The organism is Mesorhizobium sp. USDA 4132 (assembly GCF_056279545.1).
In genome coordinates this window covers 984553-1008380 of the sequence record NZ_JBWCCP010000001.1, presented here as the reverse complement: position 1 = coordinate 1008380, position 23828 = coordinate 984553, and the positions used below count along the sequence as shown (strand labels likewise).

Sequence of the window (23828 nt, the reverse complement as noted above, 5' to 3'; positions counted from 1 at the left end):
CACTTTGCTTTTTACGTAAACGTAAATGCGGTTGTCAATGTTCAGGCCAAGCCAAAGAACACGGCAAGCGACCGATTCACGGCTACGAGAATGTCATCTTCGATCGAGCCGAAAACCCTCCCTATCTTTTCCCGCTTGAGGGTCATCGCCTTGTCGATCATGATCTGGGAGGGGCTGTTGAGCGCGTTCCTGGGCGTGGGCTGGACCATGATGCGGATGAGCGGCGTATTAACAATGGTACTGGACAGCAGCAGAACCGTTAGCGTGTCGGTGTCGAAAAGGTCGGATTGGATCACAAGGGCGGGGCGCGGTTTTCCGAAATCACCAGCCAGAGCAACCGTCACAAGATCGCCCCTGCGCATCATTGCTCCCCGAGATCAGCCAGGGCATCATCCAGAAATTTCATAAGATCGGGATCTGCTGCATCCGCCGCCGCGACCAAACGCGACTGCCGATGGCATTCCTCTGCAAAACCAGGGCGCCGCGTATCGGGAACCCAAATTTGCACTGGACGCAACCCGGACGCCCGGAGATTTTCACGACGTTTTCTGACACGCTCATTCACGGAACTGGCCATATGAAATACTCCTTGATTTGTTACATGTAACAAACGGCGCTGGAGCGTTCAAGGAATTTTTAGAGAACGTTGTTGAAACAGGCGTTACACAAGAGGTCTATGGAGTGATGCCTATGCTTTCGGATTCCTCGGCCATGTCCCTCATGAACCCCGCTATCCCCGGCCTCGTCTGGGCCTATCACTTCCATCCGGGAGCGGCGCCCTGCACCAGGTTGCCGCTCGATGCGGCGCGCAGCGATCTCGATGTCGGCGACGGTTTTCTGTGGCTGCATCTCAACCTCGTCGACAGTCGGGTCAACGCCTTCCTGGAGAACTTCCCGGGCCTGACGCCACCGGCCATCGCCGCACTCACCACCCACGACACGCACGCGGCGGTGACGCTCGACGAGCAGCTGGTCTATGGCACACTGGTCGATTTCCAGCGCGAGTTCGACAGCGAGACCCGCGATATCGGCTGGCTGCATTTTTTCGTCTCCGACAGGGTGATCATCACCACCCGCCTGCAGCCCCTGAGATCGATCGACCGGGTGCGGGCGGCGATCGAAAAGAACGCCTCGCGTTACAAGAAGCCGATCGACGTGTTCGAGACATTGGTCGCCGAATTCCAGCGCACGCTGATCGCGCTGGTGATGGAGCTGACCGAGGAAATGAACATCATCGAGGACTTCGTTTACGACAACACGCCGCGCGACGAGCGGCGGCGCCTCGCGCCGATCCGGCGGACGGTGGTCAGGCTGCACCGGCACTTGAGAACCGTGCTGACGCTGCTCAGGCGCGCGGCGGCGACCGACGATGACGAGATGCCGCCCGGTTTCGACGACGCCGCTTCGCGGCTGATCGGCAGGCTGGAGGCGGCCGATCACGACGTCTACGCGCTGCAGGAGCGCGCCCGGCTGCTGCATGAGGAAATCGACTCGAAACTCTCCTCCGAGACCAACAGGCACCTCTACATCCTGTCGCTGATGACCGCCTTCCTGCTGCCGCCGACCTTGGTCACCGGCTTTTTCGGCATGAACACTGCGTCGCTGCCCTTCGAGGGGAATGGCTCGGGGACGGCCTATGCCTTCGGCCTGATCGTTATTTCAGTGCTTGCCGCCTGGTGGCTGTTGAAACGCACCGGCATTCTTTGACCGCGGACAAACCGAAAACCCCGCCCGGCTTGATGTCGGACGGGTTGAACTTTGCCTATCGGCCGCTCTTAGAAATAGGGCGAATAGCAGGTCTGACGCGGGCCGTAGTTCGGTTGGAACGAGTTCGAATAGGCGTCGTAGGAGCGATAACGCTCGGCGCACCATTCGTAGTGGCGCGGATTGATGTCGTCCCCGCCGCGATAGACCGGCGCCGGCTCGACGTAACGCGGCTGGGAGGCAATGGCACCGCCGATCAGCGCACCGGCACCGAAGGCGGCCAGCGGGAACCAGTAGCCGTTATGGCGTCGATAGCCCGGCCGGTAGTCGCGATAACCGCGATGCCCGCCATACCAGCCGCCGCCGTGGCGACCGTATTGCACGAGGGTCACGTCGGTATTGGCGTTCGTTGCGATCCCGGCCGGAGCGGTCGGCACCGGCATCGCCTGAGCCGGCATCAGCGAGCCGGCGAGAACGGCAGCGGAGATGCCCGCAGCCGCAATCTTCTTGAAAAGCGTCATGTTAAGCCCCCAGATCCCTTGTCCATGTTCTATTTTGCCAGCCAGTTATTTCAATATGCAGCGGAATTCTATTTCGTTGCAACCCTTGGGAAGTTCATCCTGAACGCGTGATTAACGCGGGCCGCGACGATGCAAGCCCGGTCGCGGCATGTGTGCAACCGGGCTTGCCTTGGGATGGCCAATACTGCTTACCTGTAAGGCGAGATGCAGCGTGCCCGCACGCCGGCGCGCGGTGCATAGGTATCGTCCCAGGCCCGATAGCTGCGATAACGGCTTTCACACCAGGCGACGTGGCGGCTGCCATAACCCCGATCCGCCTGGATAGCGCCGCCGATAATGGCACCGGCACCGAAGGCGGCCAGCGGGAACCAGAAACCGTTGTGATAACGATAACCGGGGCGGCGGTCGCGGTAACCGCGATGGCCGCGATACCAACCGTATCGGTCACGCCGGAAGTCGCGACGGTACTGGACATTGGTGACATCGCTGGCGGCCGAAATGCCGGATGGCGGAGCCGGCATTTGGACAGCCTGCGCGGGTACAAGGCCAGCAAATGTCGTGACCACCGCGACTGCCGCTGCGGTCAGGCGTAGGCGAAAGGCGTTCATGCGGGGTGCTTCCTCATTCTGATTTTCAATCAGAAAACAACGCCACACGCGGGATTCCGTTCCTGGAGCCACGCCCCGTGCCGATCAACGCCGATCACGAATTGGCGATCAGGCGACGATCGAAAGTTTCGCCTGGTCGCCCTGCAGCCGATTGACCATGAAGTTCGAGTACCATTCGACGAACTGCATGACGCCGCCTTCGTGGAGTGGCGAGTAAGGACCGGGCTCGTAGGCGGGCGAGCGGATGCCGAAAGCGTTTTCCTCCACGATCTGACGGTCCTGGTCGTTGGTCATGTTCCAGACATGGGTCAGTTCTTCGAGATTGTAGTCGACGCCCTCGACCGCGTCCTTGTGGACCAGCCATTTGGTGGTAACCGCCGTTTCTTCCGGCCCGAGCGGGGTGACGCGGAACGAGATCGCGTGGTCACCGAGAATGTGGTTCCAGCTGCTTGGATAGTGGAACAGCAGCATGGTGCCGATCGAATTGATCGTCACGTCGTCGGAGAGTTTGCGCTGTACGGCGTTGCGGCCGCTCATCGTATAGCTCTCGGCATCCTCGATCAGCGGCATGCGCGCGACGCGGAACTGGCCGGTCTCGTCCATCCGGAACTCGCTCGGCAACCCGGCCGTCTCACAGCGCTGCCAATGGGCGGCGATGACCGGATCGTCCTTGGCGCCCTGGACACCGGTCGCGGTCGGCGATTCCGGATAGGTGCGGCAGAGTTCCGGGTGGTTGGCGGCGCAGTGGTAACACTCGCGGTTGTTTTCCCAGACGAGCTTCCAGTTGCCCTTTTCGATGATCGTCGACTGGTGCGCGACCTTGGCTTCCGACAGGCGGTGCGGGGCCATATAAGGCTCGATGGCGGCGCGAACCGGCGCGAAATCCGGCGCCTCGTTGGCAAGACAGATGAAGATAAAGCCGGCGACGCTCTCGCAATGGACCTTCTTCATGCTGAATTGGGTCTTGTCGAAGTCCTGGCCCATCTGGCGACCGACCAGAAGCGAGCCGTCCAGCTCGTAGGTCCATTGATGGTAGGGACAAACGAGCCGCACCGCCGAGCCATGTTCCTTGGTGCAGACACGGCTGCCACGATGGCGGCAGGTATTGTGCAGCGCCCGGATCTGGTTGTCGCGGCCGCGCACGATAACGACCGGATAATCGCCGATCTGCAGGGTGAAATAGGCGCCGGCCTTGGGCAGCTCGCAATCATGCCCGACGAACAGCCAGTCGCGGTACCAGATCATTTCCAGATCGAGCTTGAAATAGGCGGGATCGGTATAGAAGGGCTGTTCGAGGCTGAACCCCTCGCGGCGGTTCTTGAGCTGCCGCAGGGCCTGATTGCGAATTTCCATATACTTCCCTTCCTCGTCAATGTGGACAGCGGAAGGACATGGAAATGCCGGCCGGCCCCCAGGCCCGCCCCAAACCCTGTCCCGAACGCCCGCCGCGTCCGGTCGTCATCTTTTGTCCCGAGGCTGGTTTCCGGGCTCAGGAGCTGTCCGTTGCGGGACGGGCTCGGCGCCTTCCCGGGCGGCCTTTTCGGCTCTTTCCCAGTGGCCTGTACCAAGCTTTCTTGCTCCACCACCGTTGCGGGGGCAGCGCCGGATCAAGGTTTCGAAGACCCCTGCCGGCTTCCCAATTCTCCGCCTTCCCTAGACAGGCGGCACCTCAAGATCGAGGCGGATATAATCATCGAGCGGGCGTGTCGCATAGGCGACATTGCGACATCGGCAACCGCGTTGGCGACAGCGGCGAAACGGCCCGGAATGCAACACTCCAGCCCCGCGAAAGCGAAACCTGTCATTAAGGGATAAGCCATAAAATCCCGGCTCGAATGGGAGCGATGCCACCGTGCAGGCCAAGGGGAAAATCCGTTACTATAAAGCTCCTCCACCAAAGCCTCCGGCGCCGGTGGCAGTGAAGACCGCTGCCCATTCCGAATTCCTTCGGACGGGGCGCATCGCCCGCTACAATCCGATCTGGCTGCCGGAAGAGCGCCGTTATCTCACCCATGACGAGGTCGCCGAGCGCACAGGCAAAAGGCTGGAGGCGGCCGGCGAGACAAGCCACAACCGGATCAACTCCTTCCATCGCTCGATCAAGTTTCCGAAGATCATCTTTCACCACACGCTCGATGAGCGGCCGCATCTCGGCTATTGCCATGTCACGGCGGCAAAAACGCAACTTGCCCACGGCGTGCCGGTCAGCTGGTCCTTCTACATTGCCAATTTCGTCTCGGAGATGGGCGGGGAGGAAACGTTCTTCGAGCGTATCAGCACGGCCTATTCGCGCATGTATTTCGCCGTTGCTGTCGAACGAGAGGCCGGCCAGCCGCTGCAGATCAACCGCTCGATCCGCAAGAACGGCCTTCTGTTCCGGACCAACGATCCGATGGAAGCGATCAAGAACGTGCTGATGCTCGGCACCTCCAACGAAATGCTCCGCGAGATCATCAAAAAGCTATGAAGACGCCCGGGTCCGCGTTATTGACGGGCGGATATGACGGCTCAAATCATCGACATCACCCGGGACCATGACGGCGCGCTTGCCCAGGCCTGCGCCGTGCTCGGCGACGGCCTTCCCGTGGCGATCCCGACCGAGACGGTCTACGGGCTTGCGGCCGATGCCACCAATCCCGCCGCCATCACCCGCATCTACGAGACCAAGGGCCGGCCGCGCTTCAATCCGCTGATCTGCCATATGTCGGATCTTGCCATGGCCGAGCGTTATGCCGACTTCGATCCGATTTCGAAAAAGCTTGGCCAAGCCTTCTGGCCGGGCCCCCTCACCCTGATCCTGGCCCTGAAGCCCGAAAGCGGCATCCACGCGCTGGCGACGGCCGGGCTCGACACGGTCGGCATCCGGCTTCCCAAGGGCTTCGCTTCCGATCTGATCCGCGCCTTCGGCAAGCCGCTTGCGGCGCCGAGCGCCAACACGTCCGGCAAGGTGAGCCCAACCAGCGCCGCCCATGTGGCCGACGACCTGGGCGACAAGCTGGCTTTGATCATCGACGGCGGCGCGGCTCCGGTCGGTGTCGAATCGACCATCGTTCGTGTCGAGGATGGCGTGATCCGGCTGCTGCGGCCGGGTGGGGTGGCCGTGGAAGAGATCGAGAAGGCAACCGGTCTTGCGGTGATCCGGCCTGAGGGACCGGCGGCGATCATCGAGGCTCCCGGCATGCTCGCTTCCCATTACGCGCCAGGAGCGGCGGTCAGGCTCAATGCCGACCATGTCGAGACCGGCGAGGCATTGATCCGGTTCGGTTCTGCTCCCGTGAAGGGAATGGAACTCGCCGCAGCGGTTTTTGACCTGAGCCGGTCCAGTGATCTTGCACAGGCGGCGGCAAACCTGTTCGATTACCTGAAGCGGGCCGACGCCACCGGCGCCGCCAGTATCGCCGTCACGCCCATTCCCGACCATGGGCTCGGCGAAGCGATCAACGACCGGCTGGCGAGGGCGGCTGCCCCACGGGAATAAGCCGGGCAAAGGAGGAGGAGACGCTGATGGATATTTCCGGGCTGAAACCAGAACTTCTCGACCGCTTCGCCGCGATCGTCGGCGAAAATCACGTGCTGCGCGATGCCAATGATCTTGCGCCGCATCTGGTCGAGGGCCGCGGGCTCTACAAGGGTTCTTCGCCGATGCTGCTGAAACCGGGCTCGGTCGAGGAAGTGTCCGCGATCCTGAAGCTTGCGAGCGAGACCGGCACGCCGATCGTGCCGCAGACCGGCAATACCGGCCTTGTGGGAGGCCAGACGCCGCGCACCGGCGGCAGCGACCTGATCGTCTCGCTCGAACGCATGAACCGCATCCGTGACGTCGATCCGGTCGCAAACGTGCTGGTCGCCGACGGCGGCGCCATTCTTGCCGACGTGCAGAAGGCGGCGGAAGCCGTCGACCGGCTATTTCCCCTGTCGCTCGGCTCAGAGGGCTCCTGCCGCATCGGCGGCAACCTCTCCACCAATGCCGGCGGTACTGCCGTGCTCGCCTATGGCAATACCCGCCAACTCTGCCTCGGGCTCGAAGTGGTGCTGCCGACCGGCGAGATCTGGGACGGCCTGCGCCGGCTCAAGAAGGACAATACCGGCTACGATCTGCGCGACCTGTTCATCGGCGCGGAAGGCACGCTCGGCATCATTACCGGCGCGGTGCTGAAACTTTTTCCGCAGCCGGTCGGGCACCAGGTCGCACTTGCCGGCCTCAATTCGCCGGCAGACGCGTTAAAACTCTTCGAGCGGGCCTCGAACCTCTGCGGCACGGCGCTGACCGGTTTCGAGCTGATGCCGCGCATCGGCATCGAATTCGTGGTCCGGCATATAGAGGGCGTGCGCGATCCGCTCTCCGAGCCGCATCCATGGTACGCGCTGATCGACATCTCGACCTCGGATTCCGCCGAGACGGCTAGTTCCATGGTACAATCGCTGCTCGAACAGGGTTTCGAGGCAGGCCTCATCCGCGACGCCGTGATCGCCTCCTCCGTCGCGCAGCAGAAGGCGCTCTGGCACATGCGCGAAAGCATGTCGGATGCGCAGAAACCCGAAGGCGGCTCGATCAAGCACGACGTGTCGGTGCCGGTCTCGAAAATCCCGACCTTCATGGCGGAGGCAGAACAGGCGGTGCTGGCGGCCATGCCGGGTGCGCGGGTCTGCGCCTTCGGCCATCTCGGCGACGGCAATATCCATTACAACATCTCGCAGCCCATCAGCGCCGACATGGCGGGCGACAAGGCGGCATTCATCGGCCGCTGGCGGGAGATCAACGCGATCGTCCACAGCATCGTGCTCGCCGCCGGTGGGTCGATCTCAGCCGAACACGGCATCGGTCAGTTGAAGCGCGACGAACTCGCCCATATCCGTTCGCCGATCGAGATGGACCTGATGCGGCGCATCAAGCAGGCGTTCGATCCGGCCGGCATCATGAACCCCGGCAAGGTGGTGACCATTCCATGAGCCGGCCCTCGAAGACCACGATCCGGATCGACCTCGACAACGGCGTGCGGCTCGGTCCGGGCAAGGCGCAGCTTCTGGAACTGATCGCCGAACACGGCTCGATCCGGGCGGCGGGCGCCTCGATCGGCATGTCCTACCGGCGGGCATGGCTGCTCGGCGACGAGATCAACCGGATGTTCAAGGAGCCGTCGATCTTTACCCGCCACGGCGGCAAAAGCGGCGGCGGTGCGGGTTTGACGGAATTCGGCCAGGAACTGCTGTCGCGCTATCGGCGGATGGAGAAAGCAAGCCGCGACGCGATGCGCGCCGACCTCGACTGGCTCGAATCGAATGCAGATCCGCACTTCGAGACGACGGCAAAGACCACCGACGCCTGATAACCGCCCGCCCTCAGCCCATCCGGATCTGGGACAATGCCCATAGGGTGTCCGAGCTGATGCCGACCGAACTGCCGTCGCTGCTTAGAATGCTCACTGCCGATGCCGTATTCTGGCTGTTTTCCAGGTCGTACATGATCGTGAAGCGCTGGACCAGTTTCTTGACCTTCTCCGGATCGCTCAGATCCTCGAGGTTGAGCTTGTTCTTGACGATCTTGGCCTGCTGGTCGACGTCCATGTTGGCGATTTCCGCGGGCAGGCTGAAAGTGACGCGGAAGAACTCCTTCAGCGCCTCGTCGCCGAGGATCACGTATGGGTCGGTGATGCTGTCCGACATGCGCTCGAAATAAAGCGCCAGGCGGACGCCCGGATTTTCCTCGCCCTGCTGGTTTTCGAGAAGCTGGCGGACGTAAAGGTCCTGGGTCGCGACGACTTCGCCGCCGTTCTGGGCCTCGCCTGCCGAGCTTCGGTCGATCTCACCCTTGGAGTCGAAATTGAAGGTACCGACGAGCTGCGCGAACCGCTTGTCCGTCTGGGTATTCACGAAGCTCTTGGGGTCGGCGGGATCCGAATTGAAGGCCTTCTTCAGGAAATCGTTGGTGACCTTGGAAGGGTCGATCCCCTTCGATATCAGCAGGATGTCGAGCGTCTTGCGATCGGCGAGCAGTTCGTCGCGGCTGCCGATGCGCTGCATTGCGTCGGTATAATATTTGGCCTCCGTCTGGGCTTTCGCCCTAGCCGCTTTGAGTTCATCGCCTTCCATGAACCGGCTTTTGCGCAGGATATAATCCTTGGCAACGTTGGTGATTGCCGCATTGGACTGGAGCAGCACCTGGCGGGTGACTGCCCCCTTGGGGTCGAAGTTGAAGAGCTTGGCAAGCGAGACGAAACGTTCGTCCTTCAGCTTGTAGATATAGCTGTTCGGGTCGGAAAGGTCGCTTTTCAAGGCACTCTTGATCGTCAGCTTCGAAACGGTGGCGGGGTCGAGGCCAACCGCTTGAAGAGCAAAATCGTAGGATTTGTCGGCATCCGCGCTCAGAAAGTCGTCCAGCGTCCTCACTTCCGAAAGGTCGAGCTTGTAGAACTTGATGGTCTTGTCGAGATCCGCTTCCTGTTTGTCGTCCCAGCGGCTCATATAATCGCTGCGGGTGGTACTGGTCTGTAATTCGTCCTGGGCCTGGCCGGCAGCGACGGTACCGTCGGTGGCGAAGTTGAAAGCCTTCGCGAGATCCAGATATTCCGGATTGGTAACGCCAAAGCGGTTCGCATAGCTGTCTGGGTCGGAGAGATCGCTCGTCAATATCTGTTCGATCGTGGACTTGACGACCGTCACCTTGTCGAGATCGAAGGCGACCTTGATATATTTGAGAAGCCGGGGATCATTGATGAAATCGCTGACGTTGGTAGCCGTCTTGAGCTTCTGCTCGAAGAGCTCCTGATTGAACATCGCCTCGGCATGCGTGATCCGGGTCTGCTTGTTGAAGAAGCCTCCGACAATCTCCAGCAATTTTTCCGGCGTGACCGCACCGCCTGCCGGCACAGAGCCGTCCGCGTTGAAGCTGAAATCCTCGGCGAGCGATTTCATCAATGCGAGATAAGGCGCATCGGACGCCCCAGCGCTGATGATGGTCGCGAGTTCGGCGCGCCGCGAGTCCGTCTGGGCGATCGGCACCAGCCTGCCATCCAGTTCGGTATAACGCGTCTGCGACGTCGTCAGGTTATCCTGGTCCGTCTGGATTGCCTGCACCGTATTGGTCAGCTCCGTCTGCATCGCGTCGATCAGCGGCTGGATCACCGCCGGATCACCGCCATTGTTCAGTTCGTCCTGCTTGGCGGCGATCTGGGTTTCGAGATCGGTTTTCTTCTGCTGGCCGAGCGCGATCGAATCCTGCAGCGTGGGAATGCCGGTGCTGAGGCTCAGCCGCTCGGCAAGCTCCGTGTCTTCGGTTTTCGCCGCATTGTACTGGTCGAGATTGTTGCCATAGGCGGTATTGTAAAAGCTGGTCGGATCGGCCGGGTCGCTGGTCAGCACGCCGCGGATGGCATTGTAGTTGTAATATTTGGTATCGATGCCATAGGCCGTGAACAGGTAGTCGCGGAGCCTCGGGTTGGCCAGCAGCTGATCGACATTGGTGATATTGCCGGTTTCGCCCAGCATGACCTTGAAATAACGGGTATCTTCCTCGATCGTATCGTTCTGGGCTGCGATCGTCTGGTCGTAGGTATCGAAGAGTTCGTCCATCTGGCCGTTGGACTGGGCGGCTGCCCCCTCTCCGTTGGAAACGCCGAAATTGAACGCTGCGGCGATATTCTTGTAACGGTCGTCGGTCAGGCGGTTTGCAAAGCTATTGTCGTCGCTGAGATCGCTTTCCAGCACCTGCTTCATGAACGCCTTGGCATAGATCATGTCGTCCAGGCCGTGGGCCTGCATCGCATAGGAATAGAGGCGATAATTGCCGAGGAACTCGTCGACGGTTTTCACCTTGCCGATATTGTCCTGATAGTACTTCGTATCGTTGACGACCGTCGTCTGCCCGGCAATGTTTTTCAGGCTCTTCTGCATGTCGCGATTGACAAGATCAAAGGTGAGATAGGTCGATACCATGGAAGGGCCTCACGACTCGGAATTATGCTGCCGCAATCATTGCAGTCTAGCCTTGCCTGTGGCTTTTCGAAAGGGTTTCGACATCCCGTCCGGAATGTCCCAGGCCTGCACAGCAATGCTGCGATTCATCTTCCGGAAACCCAAATCCGACCCCTTTTGCTAACCATCCAGGCAGGCAAGGCTTCTTTAACCGCTATTTTTAAGCAGTCTCGAACATGGCCCGCCCTATGCTTTGGGTATCAGAGGACAAAAGTCCCGTAGAGAAACCGGCAACGGCTCTCAGGTAAAACAAGGGTAGCATATCGATGACCAACACTGTTCTGAAGCCCGTCTGGGCAGGGTCGACATTCAGGCTCGATCCGTCTCGTTTCCCGCAGCAGGTTACCTATGCGCTGCGCGAGACCTCAGGAGATGTCTCCATCACCATCGACGAACGCGGCGCAGTGCTGCGTAAGATCCTCCCCGCAAGCGGCCTGCCGCTCTCCTTCGCCTTGCCCGCCCGCGCCTTCAAAGGGGTTGCGGCCCGCGCCATAGACCACGGCGACGGCGAAGTGACGGTCACGCTCGAACTGCATCACGACGATCCGGATCTCTGCATTCCGCTGCTCGTCGCCCACGACCTCTGCGACATCGCCGCCGACTGGCGGAGCTGGTCGGACGCCTATCGCATTCCGATGCTGATGGTGGAAGCCGACGGCATCGCCCGGCCGCTGGAAAACCATATCGGCGACGTGCGAACCAACGGCGTCAGGCAGCGCCGCCGCCATTCCTATTTCGCGGCCCGTCGTCCGCGCTTCCTGGTCCGCCGCACCACCGGCAGCCTGGGCGTGACGATGAAGATCGAAGGCAAGGAAATTATCGCGCGACGCTAGGGCTTTGCTTGTCCCTTTGTCCACCGCCTCTCGCGATAACATGGGAGGGAGCCCGATCCTTGAGCGGTCGGGCTTTTTCCGTTAGAGGGCAAGCGACAGGACGAGGCCGGCAAATAGGATCGCGCCGACGCGGGTGTTCGACTTGAAAAGCCTCAAGCACTGGTCGGCATCGTCGATATCGAGGATCAGCACCTGCCAGCCGAACATTAGGGCTGCGGCGAGAAGCCCGAGATAGGCGAGGAAACCGACGCCGGCCGCTGCGAACGCAAGCAGCAGGAAGATCAGCGTCAGGCCGTAAAGGCCGATCAGCCATGGCTTGGTATTGTCGCCGAAGAGACGTGCTGTCGAGCGCACTCCGATCAGCTCGTCATCCTCCTTGTCCTGATGGGCATAGATCGTGTCGTATCCGATCGTCCAGGCGATGGCGGCCAGGTAAAGCCAGAGGGCGGCGGCGGAGAGGCTGCCGAACACGCCCGCCCAGCCCATCAGCGCGCCCCAGGAGAAGGCAAGGCCGAGGAAAAATTGCGGCCAGTCGGTAAACCGCTTGGCGAAGGGATAGATCGCCACCACCGCCAGCGACAGGATGCCGAGCAGGATGGTGAAACCGTTGAACTGGATGAGGACGAGCAGGCCGATCAGCGCCTGCACGCCAATGAAGACCTTGGCTTCGAAACGCGACACCCGGCCGGAGGGCAGCGGCCGCGAGCGGGTGCGCGCCACCTCCATGTCGATGTCATGGTCGACCAGATCGTTATAGGTGCAGCCGGCACCGCGCATCGCGACCGCGCCTAAGAAGAACAGCACGAGGTGGAAAAACAGGAGGCCGAGGGAAAACGCGCCCTCGCCCTTGGCGGCGTTCGCCGCCAGCGCCGCCGACCAGAAACACGGCCACATCAGAAGCTGCCAGCCGATCGGCCGGTCCCATCTCGCAAGCTGCGCATAGGGCCAGGCCGGCCGCGGCAGAACGCGATAGACCCAGTTGTCGGATGGAGCGTCGGCCACGCGGCCGCTGAAATCGTCGGCGTTCGTCATGGCCGGTTCTAGCGCCGGCCGAACGCCACGGTCAAGCCGGCGCTTTGTCGCTCTTCGGAGGCGGAAAGCCCACGCATTAGGGCGCGGACGCGTCCGCGCCTTCCGTCGTGAGCACGCTCACGACTTAGGGAAGCGAGAAGCCGAATTTGTAACTTGCCGAAACGCCGAACATCAGCTGATTTTTCGAACCGCGTTCGCGCACGAGACTGCTGTCGGCGACATCGCCGGTCAGCCGCTTGTATTCGGCAAACGAGGTGAGCTCGAGTTTCTCGGTCGCCTTCCAGGTCAGCGCCGCACCGACGCCGACCGAATGCAGGCCGCCGCCCGGATCGTAGGCGGAGAGACCCGATGCCGCCGACTGGCTCGGGGTCACCTTGTAATAGGCGTCGTTGTAGCCGTTGCTTGCCCAGGTCGCGCGCGGACCACCGGAAAGCCTGAGATCCGGCTGAAGATCGGTGAAAGCGTCGACCGAGACATCGGCGACGACGCCGTCATGGCTGCGGATGCCCTGGCGGACTTCGGCGCGGGCGCGGATCCAATCGGTCGGATAGATATCGATGAAGCCACCGACCTCGCCGCCGAGCTTCACCTTTTTCAGACCCTTGAGATCGTCGGACGTGTCATCATCGCGCGGCATGATCAGCTTCGCCGCCACGCCGGCGCGGATCGAACCCTGGTCGATCAGCGCGAAGGAGATGTTGTCATTGCGGGAAGAGAACCGCGCCTGTTTGGCGTTCTGGCGGCCGAGCGAGATGATCGGCGAGAACTGCAGGCTGCGGCCGTTGTCACCCTCGAATTTCGGCGCCACGAAACCGGCGCCGCCGAGCGTCAGGTACCAGTCACCGGACCAGAAGCCTTCCTGAGCCTCGGCGCTCCCCGAGGAAACAATCGAAAAAATGGAAAGAAAAAGGGCAGCCCGGACAGGCATGGACATGGCAACGGATCCTGAAAACGCAAAACAGAACAGAGATCCCACTGGGGATTTCTGTTCTATTATCGCATTTGCATTGCCAGCTTGTTAACCAAGCGAAAAATCACACCGCTACCTTGTCGAGCGGGATGCGGCTCTCTTCGAAGGCTTTCAGTTCCGCCTCGCGCTCGTAGATGTAGTCGCGGTTGTCCGGAACGGCCGTGCGTTTCTTGACGATCTGCATCCGGAAGAGGCGTTCGTCATGACTGGTTCTACTGCCCACCCGAGGAACCGCTCAAGCATTTACGGGTGAGACCGCAAGCGGTGGCTCATCTACCTCGTGCCGCATATAGACATTCGCCAGGACAGCAGCTCCGTACGTGATGCCTATAGCATTAATGGAAAGCGCAACCATTACGACCAATATCAGAGGTATATTTGGCACTCCGGCCGGCACCAGCATCGTCCCAAATGCTGCCGTGCCTATAGCACCGATAACCAGCGACATAGCGGACATGGCTACCAAAGAGACGGCGAGGTGCCCGAAAGTCGTCAGGAAATTCGGAGCACCCCGAGCCCAAGCCGCCTTAAGCGATGTTCTGATCCCCGTAATGTTGGATGTCGGCCAAGTACCGACCAACGACATCGAGGCCGCATAAATTACGACCAGTGCCGTGGTCGACACCATCAGCCAGCCAACTGTACGGCCGTTGAACACCGCTGCAAACCATAGAAAGGCCGGCAGAGAAAGTCCGGCTGCAATTATCGCTAGTGTAATAAATTTCAGAGAATAACCGAAAAATCCTTTGTAAAACTCCGGCTTCGCGCTGAACTCAAATGTCGTTTCCCGTATTATTGAGATTTGCACCCACATCGCCAGGTAAATTGTTGGAAAAAAAGAAGCAATATTCGACGAAGAACTCCCAGAAATTTCTTCGAATACCGATAGCAGAACGGAAATTATTATCCATACGAAATAATAAATCCAATTTCTAACGACGATAGAAAAGACTTGTTTAACCACGCGAATGCCCCCATTGCCCAGCATCGGCTCCACAACCTTGGCAAGTTGCGGACCAGATGCTGAACCATAGAGGGCGCCATACCGTTTTCCAAGATAGGTACCGGAACCAAAGGTTAATTTATACTTGCATAGGGGTTAACCCAGTTCACACCGCTACCTTGTCGAGCGGGATGCGGCTCTCTTCGAAGGCTTTCAGTTCCGCCTCGCGCTCGTAGATGTAGTCGCGGTTGTCCGGAACGGCGGTGCGCTTCTTGACGATCTGCATCTGGAAGATGAAGAAGCTTTCGTGGGTGAAGGCCATTTCCGAACCGGCGAGATAGAACTCCCACATCCGCACGAACCGTTCGTCGTAAAGTGCCGCAGCCTTCTCCTTGTTGGCCATGAACCGCTCGCGCCAGTGGCGCAGCGTGTGCGCATAATGCATCGGCAGGATTTCGATGTCGGAGACGAGCAGGCCCGCCTTCTCGATCGACGGCATCACTTCCGAAAGCGCCGGTATATAACCGCCCGGGAAGATGTATTTCTCGATCCAGGGATTGTTGATGAGGGCCGGATAGGGCTGGCCGATCGAATGCAGCACCATGACGCCGTCATCGGCGAGCACGTCGTTCACCTTGCCGAAGAACTTGGGATAGTTCAGCCGGCCGACATGCTCGAACATGCCGACGGAAACGATGCGGTCGTAGCGCTTATCCGGCGGCAGATAATAATAGTCCTGCAGCTCGAAGCGGACGCTGTTGGCAAGACCGCGCTTGGCGGCGCGTTGGTTCGAAATCTTGAGCTGCGCGGTCGAGAGCGTGATGCCGGTCACGTCGACGCCGGAGGATTCCGACAGATACATGGCCATGCCACCCCAGCCGGAACCGATTTCCAGCGCCTTCTGCCCGGGCTCGGCAAGCAGCTTGGCAACGATATGGCGCTTCTTGGCGATCTGCGCCTCGTCGAGCGAAATGCCCGGCGGGTTGAAATAGGCGCAGGAATATTGCCAGTCCTCGTCGAGGAAGAGCGAGAACAGCTTTTCGTCGAGGTCGTAATGATGGGCGACGTTGCGTCGGTTATGGTTGATCGGCACGCGATTGCGGAACTGGGAAACCAGCACGCGGGCGATGCCGCGCCAGATCATGCCGAAGGTCAGTCCTTCGCTGAGGGTATTGTCCTTGATCAGCGCAAGGAACTCATAGATGTCGCCGTCATCGATGACGAGACGGCCGTCCATGTAGAGCTCGCCGAGCTTCAAGGGAGGATCCGCCACCAGTTCGCGTTCGGCGGCTTCGTCGATAAACCGTATCGAAACGGACCGCCCGCCGCCGCTCCCGTAACGTTGCTCACCTCCCGAGCCGCGTACGATCAAAGTTCCAGTCTTGATGATTTTGCTGAGAAGATTGTGAAGGGACGAGGCCACGGACCCACCTCCAATAATAATACTAAGGGTGCCTTACTAATCCAAAATCTAATCGTTTCCCTGCGACTTTCAAGCACATTGCAGCCATCAAAATGACATAAAAAAGCAGGCCGTCAAACCCCCGCCTGACGACCCGCATCCTATAATTGAAATTCTGCCGAAGCCGGCCAAAATCACTTGCGTTTTAAAGCTTCCGCGAGTGCTGCGCCGAAAGCGCCCTGAGATGAAGGTTTTTCAGTTTTCATCATTTTCGGGTTAACCGGCCGGACGTCGCGGTCGCCGCGCGGAGCGGGTGCCGCTTCGCCGCCGTCCTTGCGCATGGTCAGCGCAATTCTCTTGCGCTTCACATCGACCTCGACAACGCGCACTTTGACGACGTCGCCGGCCTTTACCACCTCATGCGGATCCTTAACGAAACGGTCGGCCAGCTGCGAAACGTGGACAAGGCCGTCCTGGTGCACGCCGATATCGACGAAAGCGCCGAAGGCGGCCACGTTGGTGACCGTGCCTTCGAGCATCATGCCCGGCTTCAGGTCGGTGATCTCGTCCACGCCTTCGGCAAAGGTGGCGGTCTTGAAGCTCGGGCGCGGGTCGCGGCCGGGCTTTTCCAGCTCGGCGATGATGTCCTTGACAGTCGGCAGGCCGAAGGTTTCGTCGATGAACCGCTTCGGGTCGAGTGCCTTGAGCGCCGCACTGTCACCCATCAGCGAGCGCAGGTCGCGGCCGCAGGCGGCGACGATCTTCTTGGCGACGCCATAGGCTTCCGGATGGACGGCGGACGAATCCAGCGGCTCCTTGCCGTTCGGAATGCGCAGGAAGCCTGCCGCCTGTTCAAACGTACGGTTTCCGAGACGGGCGACCTTCAGCAGGTCCTTACGGCTCGAAAACGCGCCGTTCTGGTCGCGATGGGCGACGATCGCCTCGGCAATCGTGCGGCTGAGGCCGGAAACACGCGAAAGCAGCGGTGCGGACGCCATGTTCAAATCAACGCCGACGGCGTTCACTGCATCTTCGACCACGGCATCCAGCGAGCGAGAGAGTTTCCCCTGGTCGACATCGTGCTGGTACTGGCCGACGCCGATCGATTTCGGTTCGATCTTGACGAGTTCCGCCAGCGGATCCTGCAGGCGGCGGGCGATGGAAACGGCGCCACGCAGCGACACGTCGAGGCCGGGGAATTCGAGGGCGGCGGTTTCCGACGCCGAATAGACCGAGGCGCCGGCTTCCGAGACGATGACTTTGGTGGGCTTCTGCCCAGGCAGGTTCAACAGCATGTCGGCGACCAGCTTTTCCGTCTCGCGGCTGCCGGTGCCGTTGCCGATGGCGATCAACTCGACATTGTGCTTGCGGATGAGCGCGGCGAGTTCGGCCTGGGTGCCGCGGATGTCGTTCTTCGGCGGGAACGGATAGACGGTCGTGGTTTCCAGCAGCTTGCCGGTGGCATCGACGATTGCCACCTTGACGCCGGTGCGGATGCCCGGATCGAGGCCCATCGTGGTGCGCGAGCCGGCGGGTGCGGCGAGCAGCAGATCCTTGAGGTTGCGGGCGAAGACGTGGATCGCCTCCTCCTCGGCGCGCTCGCGCAGTTCGCGCATCAGGTCGAGCGACAACGACACCGAGAGCTTGACGCGCCAGGTCCAGCCGGCGGCTTCCATCAGCCAGCGGTCGGCGGCACCCCGGTCCCGGATGTCGAAGGCAAGCGCGATGATGCGCTGGGCGGGCTTGACCGGCGACGGATCGTCCTGGTCGACCTCGATCGTCAGGGTCAGGAACTCCTCGTTCCAGCCGCGCAGCATGGCGAGCGCCCGGTGGCCGGGCGCCGTCGCCCAGCGTTCGGAATGGTCGAAATAGTCGGAGAATTTTGCGCCGGCCTCCTGCTTGCCGTCGACCACTTTGGCCTTCAGCGTCGCTCCGGCCCGCATATGCTGGCGCAGCTTTCCGAGCAGGTCGGCATTTTCGGAGAACGTCTCGGCGACGATATCGCGGGCGCCTTCGAGCGCACCCTTCACGTCGGCGACCTCGTCCTTGACATAAGCTTCGGCAAGCTTTGCCGGATCGACGCTGCGGTCGGCCCAGATCGCCTCGGCAAGCGGGCCGAGGCCACGCTCGCGGGCAATCTCAGCGCGGGTGCGGCGCTTCGGCTTGTAAGGGAGATAAAGGTCTTCGAGCTCGGCCTTGGTCGTCGCCTTGCCGATCTTTACGGCAAGCTCGTCGGTCATCTTGCCCTGCGAATTGATCTGGTCGACGATGGTGGAGCGGCGCGCTTCGAGTTCGCGCAAGTAGACCAGCCGTTCTGCCAGGTTGCGCAGCTGCGTATCGTCCAGCCCACCCGTCACTTCCTTGCGGTAGCGGGCGATGAACGGCACGGTGGCACCGTCGTCGATCAGCCCGATCGCGGCGGCAGCCTGTTCGGGACGGGCATTGATTTCCGCAGCAATCGCGGCGGCAAGGAAACGGAGATCGGCGGCCATGGGCGTCCTCGTTCAAATGGGAGGCGCGACCATAGTCGAAGTTTGTGGCAAGGCAACGTGGCGAATGCCGGTTCCACAATTTGCTTTCAACCAACCGTGCCGAAACGAAACACGGGTTGACCGGCCGCTAACCAAGGCCCTGTGGAAAAGAACCAATGCACTCTCACCTCCGGCAAGAGGCCATTAAAACCATTCCGCCGCATGATGTGGCCGAATGGAGATACGAATGCCCAAAAAAGCCGCCAGGACACTGGCATTTGACACGGCGGTCGCCAATGAAGAGCTAGAGGCTGCCATTTCCTATCTCGAACAGAAGCTGGACGATGCGTCCTTTCGGAACGAACCGGTGCCTTTCCTCGCCTATCGGAACAAGGTGATCTTCCAGACGACGCTGGATATCCGCCGCGGCGCGAAAAACCGGCGCGGTGAATTCTGACCTTTATCGAACGCGACGGCCTCCCATCGAAACGCCATGACGGACAGAAGATGGGAGGCCACCTAAGCCTTGGCCCTTGACCTTTGCCTCCCCTCCCCTTAACCGCCGCGCAAGGCCAAGGTTTTCAGCGCAGACGAGGGCGAGACATGAAGGTTCTCTTGATCGGTTCGGGTGGACGCGAGCATGCGCTCGCCTGGAAACTCGCGCAGTCTCCGAAACTCGGCAAACTCTATGCCGCACCCGGCAATCCCGGCATCGCCGATCATGCCGAACTCTTGTCCCTCGACATCGACGATCATGCCTGCGTGGCGTCCTTCTGCCTCGACAATGCGATCGAGCTCGTCGTGATCGGGCCGGAAGCGCCTCTGGTGGCCGGGCTCGCCGATGTGCTGCGCGCCAAGGGCATCGCGACCTTCGGCCCGTCTGCTACCGCCGCCCAGCTCGAAGGCTCGAAGGGTTTCACCAAGGATCTCTGCGCCCGCTATGATATCCCGACCGGCGCCTATCGCCGCTTCACCGATGCGGCCGAGGCGAAGGCCTATGTGCGCGAACAGGGCGTACCGATCGTCGTCAAGGCAGACGGGCTTGCCGCCGGCAAGGGCGTCACCGTCGCCATGGCGATCGACGAGGCGCTTGCGGCGATCGACGACTGTTTCGACGGCGCCTTCGGGGCGGCCGGTGCGGAAGTGGTGGTCGAAGCCTATCTCGATGGCGAGGAGGCAAGCTTCTTCTGCCTTTCCGACGGCAAGACCGCACTGGCGCTTGCCACGGCCCAGGACCACAAACGGGTCGGCGACGGCGATACCGGCCCGAACACCGGCGGCATGGGCGCCTATTCGCCTGCCCCGGTGATGACGCCGGACATGGTTGCGCGCACCATGAAGGAGATCATCGAGCCGACCATCCGCGGCATGGCGGAAAGTGGATATCCGTTCACCGGCGTGTTCTTCGCCGGGTTGATGATCACGGCCAAGGGCCCGGAACTGATCGAATACAATGTCCGCTTCGGCGATCCCGAATGCCAGGTGCTGATGATGCGGCTGAAGAGCGACCTGCTCGACCTGCTCCATGCGGCGGCGATCGGAACGCTCGACAAGGTTTCCGCCGAATGGAACGACGACGTGGCGCTGACCGTGGTGATGGCTTCCAAGGGTTATCCGGGCGCCTATGACAAGAATACACCGATCGCCCATCTGCCCGAGGGCGCTGCCGGCGAGAAAGTCTTTCATGCCGGAACGGCGCTCAAGGATGGCACTCTCGTCGCAACCGGCGGCCGTGTGCTGAACGTTACGGCGACCGCCAAGACCGCCGCAGATGCGCAAGCTCGCGCCTACAGGCTCGTGGACCAGGTCGAATGGGAAAACGGCTTTTGCCGCCGCGATATCGGCTGGCAGGCGGTGACGCGCGAAAAGAACTGAGTGCCGGAACGGTCGTTTCATTTAAAATTTACCGATTATCCAGACGGGATCGAAACGAAGCCGCGATAATCATGGGAGACCTCAAGAAGGATTCCCGGTTATGCGTCTCGTTCTGGCTACAGTTCTGGTGTTTGCAAGCAGTTCGGCTTTCGCGTCGTCGATCACGGTGATCGACAACACGCACAAGGCGGGCGTCAGCATCCTCACCAAGAGCTGCGCAAGCTGCCCGAGCGCCGTAGCGCCCAAATCGGACGAGGCAACCTACAAGGTTCCCGATCTGCCGGCAGGGATCCAGAAGACTGAGATCATCGAGATCAACGGTGAAAAGAAGCTGGCCCGTACCGAGGCCTGGCTTGGCGGCTCACCGGTGATCCATGTCAGCAAGCTTCCCAAATGGATGGCCGAGGAAAACGCCATCGCCGAGCTTCACCCGACCACCAACGGCTCCACCGAAACGCAGATCGCGACCGCAGAAGCCAAAAGTGACGGCATCGACGCCGACGCCCTGACCAGCGCGGTGAAGACCATCGGCAAGGCTGAGGTCGGGATCGTCGAAGCATCCCTTACACCGAAGCCGCTGGCGCTCGACACGTTCGAACTGCGCACCGATCGCTTCTAAGTTTAGAATATCATTATATTTACATAGCAGAAAGTGCTCCGAGAACAGCCTTTCCCGGTATGCGCGTAAATTGCGCATCATCAAATCCGACCTGCCCAAAATATTCGCATTTGCGGCTGTCAAGGCCCGGATAATTAAATTTTTATTCAAATATTCGGGATCACTCTCCCGTCATAGTGCGGTGTAGCACGTGACCGGTGCAGAACGCGCCTTCCCCCAAAAACTTCGTCCCGCTCCGGCTCCTCCGGGAGAGTTCGGCTGCCTGAAAGTGAGTCGAAACATGAAGAATCTCAAGATCTCCCACCAGTTATTGGCCATGGTGGCAGCGCTTATGGTGGCTTTCACGGCTGTCACCTACTATCAGATCCGCGCCTCGATCGCCTCGATCTATTCCGAGCGCTACGACATGCTGCGCACCCAGGTGGAGTCCGGCATTTCCATCCTGCAATCCTATTACGACCGGGAAAAATCGGGCGAACTGAAGCACGAGGATGCGCAGAAACTGGCTTACGCAACCGTAGCAGGGATCAAATACGAGCCGGCCGGCTACATCTTCGGCCTGAACTACGACACGGTCACGCAGTTCCACTACAATCCCAAGCTGGTCGGCGTGAACCAGAAGGGTCAGCCGGACAAGATGGGCAACCTGTTCCGCGAAGAGATGGTCGCCAAGGGCCGTGCCGGCGGCGGCGTTACCACCTATTATTGGGAAAAGCCAGGCATGCCGGCCGACCAGGTTTTCCAGAAGGCTGCCTACTCCCGCGCCTTTGAACCCTGGCAGATCATTGTCGGCACGGGCGTCTACACCGACGACCTCGACGTCAAGATCAACAAGACGATCCTGGAAGTGGTCGGCGTCGGTTTCCTCGCCTTCCTGCTTGCACTCGGTGTCGCCCTGATCGTCATCCGCAATATTACCAGGCCTCTGGCCGCCGTGCATGGCGCATTGCAGGCCGTCGCCGACGAAAATGTCACCGCGACGATCCCGCATACGGACATGTCGAACGAAGTGGGGATGATGGCGAAGGCGACGCAGGCGCTGCAGGAAAAGATCCGCGAACGGCATGCGATGGCCGCCCGCGAGGAAAAGCAGAAGACCGAGCTCGACCGCGAGCGCCAGCAGAACCTCGACATGCAGCAGCAGGAAGCAGCGCTGCAGACCCGCGTCGTCTCCACCATCGGCGAAGCGCTCGAAGCGCTGGCCCATGGCGACCTCACGGTTCGCTGCGCCGATCTCGGGGCCCGCTACGAAACGCTGCGCCACAACTTCAACGAGGCGCTCGTCCACCTCGAAGCGGCGATGAGCAAGGTCAATGCCAAGGGCATCGATATCGGCGGTTCCAAGGAGGAAATCCGCCGCGCCTCGAACGAGCTGTCGCAGCGCACCGAACGCCAGGCCGCCAATCTCGAAGAGACGTCGGCCGCCCTCGACGAACTCGCCGTCGCCGTCCGCCAGACGGCGGAAGGTGCGCATGAGGCCGCCCAGCGGGTCACCTCGGTCAGCGCCGAGGCCAACCGCTCCGACCAGATCGTCGCCCAGGCGATCGACGCGATGGGCGGTATCGAACATTCGTCGGAAGAGATCTCCAAGATCATCGGGGTGATCGACGACATCGCCTTCCAGACCAACCTGCTGGCCTTGAATGCCGGCGTGGAAGCGGCCCGCGCCGGGGAATCCGGCAAGGGTTTTGCGGTCGTCGCCCAGGAAGTGCGCGAACTCGCGCAGCGCTCCGCCGCTGCGGCAAAAGAGATCAAGGACCAGATCTCGCGTTCTTCCGGCCAGGTGCAGAACGGCGTGCGCCTCGTCGGCGAGGCCGGCGAAGCGCTGAAGCGGATCTCCAACCAGGTGAAGGCGGCGAGCGACATCGTCGGCAAGATCGCCCATTCGGCCTCCGAACAGGACACCACGCTGCGCTCGATCTCGTCGTCGCTGAACCAGCTCGACGCGGCCACCCAGCACAATGCGGCGATGGCGGAAGAAACCACCGCCTCGGCCGAGGCGCTTGCGGCCGATACCGACGAACTCTTGAACCTGATCAGCAGCTTCCGCATCAGTGCCAACCAGGACACCGGCTACAATGCCGGCGCCGGCAGCCTCAACCGCGTCGCCCAGAAGATGCGCCGCGCCAGCTGACGCCAATCCAACAGATGGGTCCATACAGGGGACGGAGGAACCGCCGGGTCGAAAGAGCCGGCGGTTTTTTGTTTGGGGGGTTAAGGTCAGGCGGCGGCCACTGCCAGGTGGATGCCCGAGCTTTCCTGCAATTGTCGTATGACATTGAACAGATTATCGGCACGCGGATTGCCTTTTGGCCCGAACATTCGCATCAGGCTCTTGGCCGGCATATCGACTTTTTCGGCCAATGTCTCGAAACCGATCGTGGCGTTGATGAAATCGCGCAGCACGCTCTTACCGGTTTCGAGATCGCCTTCCAGAAGAAGTTCGACCGCATCCGAAAGCAACGCGGCGCGAAACGCCGGATCCTGATCCAGCCGGGCCATCACCGTTTCCTTGAATTCGCGTGTCAGGGCCATCTCAGCTTCCCTTCCTGGATTTGTAGTTCTGCCAATAGCCAAGTGCGGTCTCGATATCATTTTGCTGGCGCTTTTTGGTTCCGCCGACCAGCAGGATCACCAGTTGCTCGCCGTCCCGACCGAAATAAATCCGGTAGCCCGGCCCATAGTCGATCCGGTATTCCAGCACTCCGGCGCCGACCGACTTCACGTTCGAGAGGTTGCCTTGTCCGATCCGCTCCAGCGCAATCGTCACCTTCGAGGCCGCGCGGGACTCGATCTTCGAAAACCACCGCCCGAACGGGCTCGATCCATCTGGCTCAAGATATTCAGTGATTTTCATTGGATGATGGTAACATATGCGT

At 60.8% G+C, this 23828-nt stretch carries 24 protein-coding genes and 1 riboswitch; of the genes, 10 read left to right on the top strand and 14 right to left on the bottom strand.

Going from position 1 to position 23828, the window contains the following annotated elements; translation table 11 throughout:
- Positions 1 to 41 precede the first annotated feature (41 nt).
- Together ACZ9IU_RS05130 and ACZ9IU_RS05125 are read right to left on the bottom strand one after the other, a co-directional pair.
- Positions 42 to 362, bottom strand: coding sequence for a type II toxin-antitoxin system PemK/MazF family toxin (locus tag ACZ9IU_RS05130; protein ID WP_038548801.1), 321 nt, complete (start codon positions 360 to 362; stop codon positions 42 to 44).
- On the bottom strand, positions 362 to 577 hold the full coding sequence (locus tag ACZ9IU_RS05125) for an antitoxin MazE family protein (RefSeq protein WP_080719117.1): 216 nt from the start codon (positions 575 to 577) through the stop codon (positions 362 to 364). Before ACZ9IU_RS05125 ends, ACZ9IU_RS05130 begins: the two co-directional genes overlap by 1 nt.
- A 134-nt stretch (positions 578 to 711) precedes the next feature.
- On the opposite strand from ACZ9IU_RS05125, the gene ACZ9IU_RS05120 reads away from it, so the two are divergent.
- On the top strand, positions 712 to 1707 hold the full coding sequence (locus ACZ9IU_RS05120; RefSeq protein WP_038548798.1) for a transporter: 996 nt from the start codon (positions 712 to 714) through the stop codon (positions 1705 to 1707).
- Positions 1708 to 1775: 68 nt separating this feature from the next.
- Here ACZ9IU_RS05120 and ACZ9IU_RS05115 read toward each other — a convergent pair whose 3' ends face one another.
- The 3 genes from ACZ9IU_RS05115 to ACZ9IU_RS05105 form a co-directional block, all read right to left on the bottom strand.
- The gene (locus tag ACZ9IU_RS05115; RefSeq protein ID WP_038540477.1) at positions 1776 to 2225 is read right to left on the bottom strand and encodes a BA14K family protein; all 450 of its coding nucleotides are present in this window, start codon (positions 2223 to 2225) and stop codon (positions 1776 to 1778) included.
- A gap of 188 nt (positions 2226 to 2413) precedes the next feature.
- Positions 2414 to 2833, bottom strand: coding sequence for a BA14K family protein (locus tag ACZ9IU_RS05110; protein WP_038540473.1), 420 nt, complete (start codon positions 2831 to 2833; stop codon positions 2414 to 2416).
- Between the two features lie 108 nt (positions 2834 to 2941).
- Positions 2942 to 4186, bottom strand: coding sequence for an aromatic ring-hydroxylating oxygenase subunit alpha (locus ACZ9IU_RS05105; protein ID WP_038540470.1), 1245 nt, complete (start codon positions 4184 to 4186; stop codon positions 2942 to 2944).
- A gap of 104 nt (positions 4187 to 4290) precedes the next feature.
- Positions 4291 to 4520, bottom strand: a riboswitch (cobalamin riboswitch).
- A 183-nt stretch (positions 4521 to 4703) separates the two neighbouring features.
- On the opposite strand from ACZ9IU_RS05105, the gene ACZ9IU_RS05100 reads away from it, so the two are divergent.
- The 4 genes from ACZ9IU_RS05100 to ACZ9IU_RS05085 are packed head-to-tail and all read left to right on the top strand — an operon-like array spanning position 4704 to position 8160.
- Positions 4704 to 5300, top strand: coding sequence for a DUF6656 family protein (locus ACZ9IU_RS05100; protein ID WP_477484351.1), 597 nt, complete (start codon positions 4704 to 4706; stop codon positions 5298 to 5300).
- 33 nt (positions 5301 to 5333) lie between these two features.
- A complete protein-coding gene (locus tag ACZ9IU_RS05095) occupies positions 5334 to 6311 on the top strand; it encodes an L-threonylcarbamoyladenylate synthase (protein ID WP_038540460.1) in 978 nt (325 codons plus the stop codon).
- Positions 6312 to 6337: 26 nt separating this feature from the next.
- Positions 6338 to 7783, top strand: a complete 1446-nt coding sequence (locus tag ACZ9IU_RS05090; RefSeq protein ID WP_038540457.1) for an FAD-binding oxidoreductase — start codon at positions 6338 to 6340, stop codon at positions 7781 to 7783.
- Entirely contained in the window at positions 7780 to 8160 is a 381-nt protein-coding gene (locus tag ACZ9IU_RS05085) for a winged helix-turn-helix domain-containing protein (protein WP_038540454.1), read from the top strand. Before ACZ9IU_RS05090 ends, ACZ9IU_RS05085 begins: the two co-directional genes overlap by 4 nt.
- Before the next feature lie 13 nt (positions 8161 to 8173).
- Here ACZ9IU_RS05085 and ACZ9IU_RS05080 read toward each other — a convergent pair whose 3' ends face one another.
- A complete protein-coding gene (locus ACZ9IU_RS05080) occupies positions 8174 to 10765 on the bottom strand; it encodes a DUF1217 domain-containing protein (protein WP_038540450.1) in 2592 nt (863 codons plus the stop codon).
- 305 nt (positions 10766 to 11070) lie between these two features.
- Here ACZ9IU_RS05080 and ACZ9IU_RS05075 point away from each other — a divergent pair, with 305 nt between their 5' ends.
- On the top strand, positions 11071 to 11637 hold the full coding sequence (locus ACZ9IU_RS05075) for a DUF6101 family protein (protein WP_038540447.1): 567 nt from the start codon (positions 11071 to 11073) through the stop codon (positions 11635 to 11637).
- A gap of 81 nt (positions 11638 to 11718) precedes the next feature.
- Here ACZ9IU_RS05075 and ubiA read toward each other — a convergent pair whose 3' ends face one another.
- From ubiA to ACZ9IU_RS05045, 6 genes are all read right to left on the bottom strand, one after another.
- Positions 11719 to 12669 (bottom strand): 4-hydroxybenzoate octaprenyltransferase, encoded by a 951-nt coding sequence (gene ubiA / locus ACZ9IU_RS05070; protein WP_038540444.1) that lies wholly within the window; start codon positions 12667 to 12669, stop codon positions 11719 to 11721.
- Positions 12670 to 12793: 124 nt separating this feature from the next.
- On the bottom strand, positions 12794 to 13603 hold the full coding sequence (locus tag ACZ9IU_RS05065) for a MipA/OmpV family protein (protein WP_437179042.1): 810 nt from the start codon (positions 13601 to 13603) through the stop codon (positions 12794 to 12796).
- Positions 13604 to 13703: 100 nt separating this feature from the next.
- Entirely contained in the window at positions 13704 to 13862 is a 159-nt protein-coding gene (locus tag ACZ9IU_RS05060) for a hypothetical protein (RefSeq protein ID WP_197569341.1), read from the bottom strand.
- Between the two features lie 12 nt (positions 13863 to 13874).
- Positions 13875 to 14627 (bottom strand): hypothetical protein, encoded by a 753-nt coding sequence (locus ACZ9IU_RS05055; protein WP_038540442.1) that lies wholly within the window; start codon positions 14625 to 14627, stop codon positions 13875 to 13877.
- Between the two features lie 121 nt (positions 14628 to 14748).
- Positions 14749 to 16005, bottom strand: a complete 1257-nt coding sequence (locus tag ACZ9IU_RS05050) for a cyclopropane fatty acid synthase (RefSeq protein ID WP_038540440.1) — start codon at positions 16003 to 16005, stop codon at positions 14749 to 14751.
- 173 nt (positions 16006 to 16178) lie between these two features.
- Complete coding sequence (locus ACZ9IU_RS05045; RefSeq protein ID WP_038540437.1) at positions 16179 to 18476, bottom strand: Tex family protein; 2298 nt, start codon at positions 18474 to 18476, stop codon at positions 16179 to 16181.
- A gap of 226 nt (positions 18477 to 18702) precedes the next feature.
- Here ACZ9IU_RS05045 and ACZ9IU_RS05040 point away from each other — a divergent pair, with 226 nt between their 5' ends.
- The 4 genes from ACZ9IU_RS05040 (at position 18703) to ACZ9IU_RS05025 (ending at position 23083) form a co-directional block, all read left to right on the top strand.
- On the top strand, positions 18703 to 18912 hold the full coding sequence (locus ACZ9IU_RS05040; RefSeq protein ID WP_038540434.1) for a hypothetical protein: 210 nt from the start codon (positions 18703 to 18705) through the stop codon (positions 18910 to 18912).
- A 146-nt stretch (positions 18913 to 19058) separates the two neighbouring features.
- Positions 19059 to 20330, top strand: a complete 1272-nt coding sequence (gene purD, locus ACZ9IU_RS05035; RefSeq protein WP_038540433.1) for a phosphoribosylamine--glycine ligase — start codon at positions 19059 to 19061, stop codon at positions 20328 to 20330.
- A 100-nt stretch (positions 20331 to 20430) separates the two neighbouring features.
- Positions 20431 to 20949, top strand: coding sequence for a plant virulence effector HPE1-like domain-containing protein (locus ACZ9IU_RS05030; RefSeq protein ID WP_051899653.1), 519 nt, complete (start codon positions 20431 to 20433; stop codon positions 20947 to 20949).
- Between the two features lie 280 nt (positions 20950 to 21229).
- Positions 21230 to 23083, top strand: a complete 1854-nt coding sequence (locus ACZ9IU_RS05025) for a methyl-accepting chemotaxis protein (RefSeq protein ID WP_038540430.1) — start codon at positions 21230 to 21232, stop codon at positions 23081 to 23083.
- Positions 23084 to 23169: 86 nt separating this feature from the next.
- On the opposite strand, the gene ACZ9IU_RS05020 is transcribed toward ACZ9IU_RS05025, so the two are convergent.
- Together ACZ9IU_RS05020 and ACZ9IU_RS05015 are read right to left on the bottom strand one after the other, a co-directional pair.
- Positions 23170 to 23484: a helix-turn-helix domain-containing transcriptional regulator gene (locus ACZ9IU_RS05020; RefSeq protein WP_038540427.1), complete on the bottom strand. Its 315-nt coding sequence runs from the start codon at positions 23482 to 23484 to the stop codon at positions 23170 to 23172.
- 1 nt (position 23485) lies between these two features.
- Positions 23486 to 23806 (bottom strand): type II toxin-antitoxin system RelE/ParE family toxin, encoded by a 321-nt coding sequence (locus ACZ9IU_RS05015; protein ID WP_038540424.1) that lies wholly within the window; start codon positions 23804 to 23806, stop codon positions 23486 to 23488.
- Positions 23807 to 23828: the final 22 nt, after the last annotated feature.